Annotated in this window: 6 protein-coding genes; 4 read left to right on the top strand and 2 right to left on the bottom strand. The window is 69.8% G+C overall.

The features are described from left to right. The first annotated feature begins 247 nt into the window (after positions 1-247). From parS to CH341_RS26145, 4 genes are all read left to right on the top strand, one after another. Positions 248-682 (top strand): type II RES/Xre toxin-antitoxin system antitoxin, encoded by a 435-nt coding sequence (parS, locus tag CH341_RS26160; RefSeq protein ID WP_245431258.1) that lies wholly within the window; start codon positions 248-250, stop codon positions 680-682. Then, entirely contained in the window at positions 682-1,143 is a 462-nt protein-coding gene (locus CH341_RS26155) for an RES family NAD+ phosphorylase (protein ID WP_111421897.1), read from the top strand. Before parS ends, CH341_RS26155 begins: the two co-directional genes overlap by 1 nt. A gap of 763 nt (positions 1,144-1,906) precedes the next feature. After that, a complete protein-coding gene (locus CH341_RS26150) occupies positions 1,907-2,380 on the top strand; it encodes a hypothetical protein (RefSeq protein ID WP_146604628.1) in 474 nt (157 codons plus the stop codon). Between the two features lie 101 nt (positions 2,381-2,481). Next, positions 2,482-3,864: a glycoside hydrolase family 30 protein gene (locus CH341_RS26145; protein ID WP_111421895.1), complete on the top strand. Its 1,383-nt coding sequence runs from the start codon at positions 2,482-2,484 to the stop codon at positions 3,862-3,864. A gap of 15 nt (positions 3,865-3,879) precedes the next feature. On the opposite strand, the gene CH341_RS26140 is transcribed toward CH341_RS26145, so the two are convergent. Together CH341_RS26140 and CH341_RS26135 are read right to left on the bottom strand one after the other, a co-directional pair. Then, positions 3,880-5,463, bottom strand: a complete 1,584-nt coding sequence (locus CH341_RS26140; RefSeq protein ID WP_111421894.1) for a malonyl-CoA decarboxylase — start codon at positions 5,461-5,463, stop codon at positions 3,880-3,882. A 213-nt stretch (positions 5,464-5,676) separates the two neighbouring features. Further along, a partial coding sequence (locus CH341_RS26135; RefSeq protein WP_111421893.1) for a TRAP transporter large permease occupies positions 5,677-6,810 on the bottom strand: 1,134 nt, incomplete at its 5' end.

Raw genomic sequence — 6,810 nt, 5'->3', positions numbered from 1 at the left:
TCGACCGCCGCCACCCTTCGCCACCGGCCCGCTCCGCCGCCCGACGTCACCGGTCGACGTCCCTCGTGGAGCGGGACGCATTGGTTGTAATGCCGAGTAGGAATATAATCAATAGTGCGGCCGTGCAGCCTTGGACCCGTGCAGCCTTGGACCCGTGCATCCGGCGGGCGTGGGCCGCTCGCGCCCTTGCTGTTCGGCAATCTGCCGTTATCTTCCACGGCAGATTGCCGAACCCAGGAGGTCCGTCGTGGCGAGCGTCATCGAGGAGGTGGCCCGCAAGCTGGGGGGCCCCACCGTGCTCGGCCGGACGGTGCGGTCGCAGGCCGATCTGGCGCTCGTCGTTCAGGGCCGCCTGCCGCTGGTCGCGCTCGCCGGGCTGGCGCAGGCCGGCCTCAGCGAGCAGGAGATCGAGCGCTTCGTCATCCCGCAGCGGACACGCCGGCACCGGGCCGACCGGCGGCAGCCGCTGACGGTCGAGGAGTCCGATCGCGCCGTCCGGCTCCTGCGGATCCAGACGCTCGCCGAAGAGACCTTCGGCGGCACCGACAAGGCGGCGCTCTGGCTGCGGCGTCCGCTCGCCGCGCTCGGCGGCGAGACCCCGCTCGACATCGCCCGGACCGAAGCCGGCGCGCGCCTCGTCGAGACCGTCCTGGCCAAGATCGCCTGGGGCGCCGCCGCCTGATGATTCTCTGGCGCCTCTCCGGGGTGCGGCACGCCCGCGCCTTCGACGGCGGCTACGGCCTCGCGTTCGACGGGCGGTGGAACACGGCCGGTCACGCCGTCACCTATTGCGCGACCTCGCCGGCGCTGTGCGTGCTGGAGAAGCTGGTGCATGTCGCGGATCCGGCGCTGCTGCCCGACCTGGTGATGCTGCGCTACGAGGCGCCCGACGATCTCGACGCCGACTCCGTCGCCCTGTCGGAGCTTCCGCCGGGATGGCGGCGCGAGGAGACGTCGACCCAGCAGCGGGGCGACCGCTGGCACGATGCGCGCGGAACGCCGCTCCTGCGCGTACCCTCCGCGGTCGTCCCGCTCGACGGCTCGCCGGACCTGACAGTGCTGATCAACCACGGCCACCCCGACGCGGCGCGCATCATGCTTCTGTCGGCCGACCCGTTCGTGCTGGATGTGAGATTGCTGTAATCTCCGATGGACGGAGAGGATACAGTGCAGAGCGCCGCGACCGGTTGAGGCGAGGTGTCGCGCGCCAACGCGCTGGCGCGATAGCTCTCGTGAAACTCTCGGACGAAACGATGTTAGGTAAGGAGCACAAGTGTGCTTCTTCGGTTTAGTGTAAATTGCTCAATTGAATGAATTTGGCCGCCTCATCCATATGGGAACGAATGAGCGTTTAAGAGCGTGTGGTGCTTTGATGCCGTTGAGGAGAATGCTACAATAGACACCAATGTTTGCTCACCCGAGAGATCGACGTACATGAGTGGTCGATGGGTAAGGCGTAGAACGCATCCACGGCGGACAGCGTCAGGGCACACCACCCAGGTTCGTGAGTGTTATGAGTTCCGCGAATTGGGGGCGGCTGTTAAGAGCGACAGCTACCGACATTCCTGTCCTGTGTGCGGAGCCGAGATAGTAAGCGTCCATATGCCTAACGGGGGATGGGCTCACTTCGAAGGAGCTAGCGGGTTGGGCTCGGTAAAACATCCATGCCTGCATCTTGGTTTGGGTCTCTCAAAAACTCGCGACAAGACGACCCGTGATTTGTTCGACCCAAATTAAATTGCTGTAGGGCGGAGTACCGTGGCCGCAGAGGCATGGTTGGGGAAGTTTTGCATAGCGCGTTGACCCGCCGTAAACGGCCGGCGCTGGCCGGTTTAGCGTCGGCTCCGGGTCACGGAGATTACAGGCGATGACGCGGGGCGGAGGAGATTGCAAGGAGGGCCGGGACGTGGAAATGGGCGAGGACCACGGCGATCCGGTCACGACCTTGCTGGCGGGCGCGCGGTCGGCGCGGTCCGATCCGGACACGGCCGAGGCGGCCGTGAAGGAGGCTGTGGCGGCGGCGCCCGACAGCTTCGAGGCGCGGCTCGCCGCCTACCGGTTCTATTTCTACAACCACCGTCTCGCCGAGGCGCGGCCGCACGCCGCCGAGATCGTCGTGAGGATGGCGCGACGCCTCAACGTGGCGACCGACTGGCGGCTGGTGGCCCCCGAGGACGCGGCGTTCTCCGGGTTGGACGAGGCGCCGAGCCTCTACCTGCAGGCGCTGCTCGCCTGGGGCTATGCCGGCGTGCGGCTCGGCCGCACCGAGGAGGGCTGCAGCGCGCTGCAAAAGGTCGCCGAGCTCGACCCGCGCGACCGCTTCGGCGCCCGCCGGCTGCTCGCCGTGATCGCGGCCGGCCGCGAGGCCGAGGACGCCTGACACCCGCCGCGCCCCGCCCCGGTGGTCGCGTTTCGACGGATGGAGCCTGGGGCGTCCGCCGGATATGACGACCGTCGGGGCACGACGGATGCGGCGCGGCGATGGACGACGCGGAGGCGGGCGCTTTCACGGTCGAGACGTGGACGACGACGGCCGACCGGTCCCGGCTGCTCGCTCCGCGACGCGGCCGTCCTGAAAACTCCGATCGGCCGGCGGACGCCGTCCTCGATGTCCGCCCCGCCGAGCGCCATCAGGTCATCGACGGGTTCGGCTTCGCCCTGACGGGCGGCAGCGCCGAGCTGATCCGCGGGCTCGCGCCGGACGACCGCAAGGCCCTGCTGATCGAGCTGTTCTCGACGCTCGGCGGCGGCATCGGGATCAGCCTGCTGCGCATCGGCATCGGCGCGACCGATCTCAGCCGCACCGCCTTTTCGCTCGACGACTGCCCGCCGGGCGAGACCGATCCGGAGCTGACGCGGTTCAGCCTCGACGCCGGCGACGCCGACGTGGTGCCGCTGCTCAAGGAGATCCTGGCGATCGGGCCGGGCGTGCGCGTCCTGGCGACGCCGTGGTCGGCGCCGCCCTGGATGAAGACCAATGGCAGCTTCGTCGCCGGCAGTCTGAGGCCCGAGTGCTACCGCAGCTACGCCGCCTATCTGGTGGCGTTCGTCCGCGGCATGCGGGCGCGCGGCATCCCGGTCGTCGCCCTGACGCCGCAGAACGAGCCGCTGAACGTCAAGAACGAGCCGAGCATGATCATGACCGCGGCCGAGCAGGCGGCGTTCATCGGCGATCATCTCGGGCCGGCGCTGCGCGACGCCGGCCTCGGCGACGTCGAGCTGTTCTGCCACGACCACAATTGCGACCGGCCCGACTATCCGCTCGCCGTGCTGGCCGACCCGCGGGCCAAAACATTCGTCAGCGGGGTGGCCTGGCATCTCTATGCGGGAACGCCCGACGTCCTGGGGACGGTCGCGGCCCGGCATCCCGGCCTGAAGATGTACCTGACCGAGCAATGGGTCGGCGACGACGGCAGCTTCGGGGGCGACCTCGCCTGGCATGTGCGCAACGTGCTGGTCGGCACCATCCGCAACGGCGGCCGGGCCGTGCTGGAATGGAATCTCGCCGGCGATCCCGCGCACGGGCCGCACACGCCGCGCGGCTCCGCCCATTGCGTCGGCGCGCTAACCATCGACGGCGCCGACATCGTGCGCAACGTCTCGTATTACGTGATCGCGCATCTGGCGCGCTTCGTGCCGCCGGGGTCGGTGCGGGTGTTTTCCACCGCGGTCGAGGCGCTGCCCAACGTCGCCTTCGCGACGCCGGACGGCCGCTTGGTTCTGCTGGTCCTCAACGACCGCGGCGAGGAGACGCGCTTCGACATCCGGTGCGACGGCCGCACGGCGAGGCAGACGCTCGCCGCGGGCGCGGTCGCGACCTGTGTGTGGCCGGCGGCGGCGGGTCGGAGCGCGGTCGGCGCCTGACCCGCACGATGCCCCTCACGCCGTCGTCGGGACGTCGACCGGCTTCTCGCTCGCCGTCTCGGCCGTCTTCTCGGCCGTCTTCTCCGTCGTCTTGGCGCTGTCGGCCGGCGCCTTGCCGGGCTGCGCCGCGGGCTTGGCCTCGGCCGCTGGCTCGGCCGCCGCGCTGTCGTTGGCGGGCTTCGGCAGCACCTTCGGGTCGGCGGGCTTGCCCGGCGCCTTGGCGGCGGCCTTGGAGTCGCCGCCGATCAGCTTGGTCGGCACCAGCGCGCGGGCCGGCCTGGCCAGCTTGCGCACGCCGTTGGCGGCGATCACGGTGCGGCTCTCGGCATAGGCCTCGTGGTTCTTCTCGATGTCGCCGAGGTCGTAGAGATAGTTGACCATCAGCCCGTAGGACTGCTCGCGGCCGCGGGCCGAGAGGTCGGCCGGCCAGTTCAGCCGCTCCAGCCGGGCGCCGTTGCCGAGATGGAAGCGGGCGACCGAGTCGACCGGGCGGCCGCGGCGGTCGCGGCCGTTGACGTAGTAGTTGGCGGCGGCGCGCAGCATCGGGTCGCGCACCTCCTCCAGCGTCGCCTTGTTCTCCCACCAGCCGTCCTCGTCGAGGCGAGCGAGGGCGACGCGGTCGGCGTCGCTCAGCATCGAGGCCTCGGCGGTGCGCTCGCGCTTGAGCCAGGAGGCGAAATTCGGCGCCGGCGACAGCGTGACGTAGGTCGACAGCCGCGGATAGTCGCGCGAGATGTCGGCGACCACCTGCTTGATCAGGAAGCTGCCGAAGGAGACGCTGGCGAGGCCGCGCTGGCAGTTGGAGATCGAGTAGAACACCGCCGTGGTGGCGCGGTCCGGATCGATCGGCTCGCGCTCGGTGGCGAGGATCGGGCCGATCGCGCCCGGGATGTCGCGCACCAGCGCCACCTCGACGAAGATCAGCGGATCGTCGACCATGGCGGGATGGAAGAAGGCGTAGCAGCGCCGGTCCGGCGGGTCGATGCGGGCGCGCAGATCGTTCCAGTCGCGGATCTCGTGCACGGCCTCGTAGCGGATGATGCGCTCCAGCACGACGGCGGGGGTCGACCAGTCGATCCGTCGCAGCACCAGGAAGCCCCGGTTGAACCACGAGGCGAAGAGGTGGCGGAAGTCGGCGTCGATCGGCTCCAGGTCGCCGCGCCGCGTCATAGCGGCGAGCAGATGCTCGCGCATGCGCACCAGCGCGGCGGTGCCCTGCGGCGCCAGGTTGAGGCGGCGGAACAGCTCCTGCCGGCGCGGCTCGGCGGCGATGTGCAGCACGTGCGCCGTGACGTCGCTGGGGTCCGCCTGGAAGGCCTGCATGGCCTTGTCGAGCTTCTGCCGGTCGGGGCCGAAGCGGGTCGCCAGCGCCTCGAAGAAGGCGATGCGCGGGCCGGTCTTGAGCTCCTCGTAGCGCTGCAGGATCTCGCGCGCCAGCGCCGTGCCGGACGCCTCGCCGCGGCCGGTGAGCAGCGATTCGCAGAGATCCGCCAGGCTCTCGGAGCGGGCCTGGCCCGGCGGCTCGCGCCGGCGCTCGAGCAAGCCGCGGCCGCGCTCGCTGATCGTCTGCAACAGCTCGCCGAAGAAAGACGTGTTCATCTGCCTCGTCCTGTGGGACCGCGGCCGCCCGTGGCGACCGGTGACTAGCCTCGCAGGATAGCAGGCCGGGCGTGAAATTTCACCCCGCACCGCGGCACGACAGCATCGCGCCGCCGGACGGAACCGTCACGGAGCGGCCGCAATCCGAAACGACATCGGCTCGGGGCGCGTGCGTCGAGACGAGCGGGGCGCGGGGGATGGTCCGATCTCCGCTCACCGGCCGGCGGTCGCCGGGCCCATCAGCGTGTCGGGCAGCCAGGTGGCGATCTCCGGGAAGGTGCACAGGATCAGCAGCGCCAGGACCATGGCGCCGACATAGGGGATCGAGCCGAGCAGAACGGTGCGGGTCGGCACGTCGGGCGCGATGGCGTTGACGACGAACAGGTTGAGGCCGACCGGCGGCGTGATCAGGCCGATCTCCAGGTTGATGGTGACGATGACGCCGAACCACACCGGATCGAAGCCGGCCTGGGTGATGATCGGCAGGAGGATCGGGCTGGTCATCAGGATGACGCCGGCCGGCGGGATGAAGCAGCCGGCGACCAGCAGGAACACGTTGATCATCGCCATCAGCACCCAGCGGTTGACGTCGGCCTCGGCGATCGCCTGGGCCAGCGTCTGGGTGATGTAGAGCGAGCTGAGCATGTAGCCGAACAGCACGGCGGTGCCGATGATCATCAGGATCATCACCGACTCGCGCGTCGTCTCGCGGAGGATGCGCCACCAGTCCTTCGGGCTCCACATGCGGTAGATGGTGATGGCCAGCACCACGCAGAGCGCGGCGCCGACGCCGGCCGCCTCGGACGGCGTGGCGATGCCCCCGTACAGCACGACCATGACGCCGGCCACGATGGCGAGGAACGGCGCCACCTTGGGGATCGAGGAGAGCTTCTCGGTCCACGAGTAGCGGAACTCCGGCGCATAGGCGCGGAACCCCTTCCACCAGATGTAGAAGATGGTCCAGGCCATGAACAGGCCGGTGAGCAGGAACCCCGGCATCACGCCGGCCAGGAACAGGCGGCCGATCGAGGTCTCGGTGGCGATGCCGTAGAGGATGAAGGTGATGGACGGCGGGATCAGGATCCCCAGCGTGCCGCCGGCGCAGATCGAGCCGGTGGCGATCTCGGCCGGATAGCCGCGCTTGCGCATCTCCGGGATGCCCATCTTGCCGATCGCCGCGCAGGTCGCCGGCGACGAGCCGGTGAGCGCGGCGAACAGCGCGCAGGCGCCGAGATTGGAGACGACGAGCCCGCCCGGCACGCGATAGAGCCAGCGATCCAGCGCGACGTAGAGGTCGCGCCCGGCCGGCGACGAGCCGATCGCCGCGCCCATCATGATGAACATCGG

Origin of the sequence: Rhodoplanes roseus, from assembly GCF_003258865.1 — a bacterium.
Lineage (GTDB): Bacteria > Pseudomonadota > Alphaproteobacteria > Rhizobiales > Xanthobacteraceae > Rhodoplanes > Rhodoplanes roseus.
Note: the sequence above shows the minus strand (reverse complement) of the source record. Positions and strands in the feature narration are given on the sequence as shown.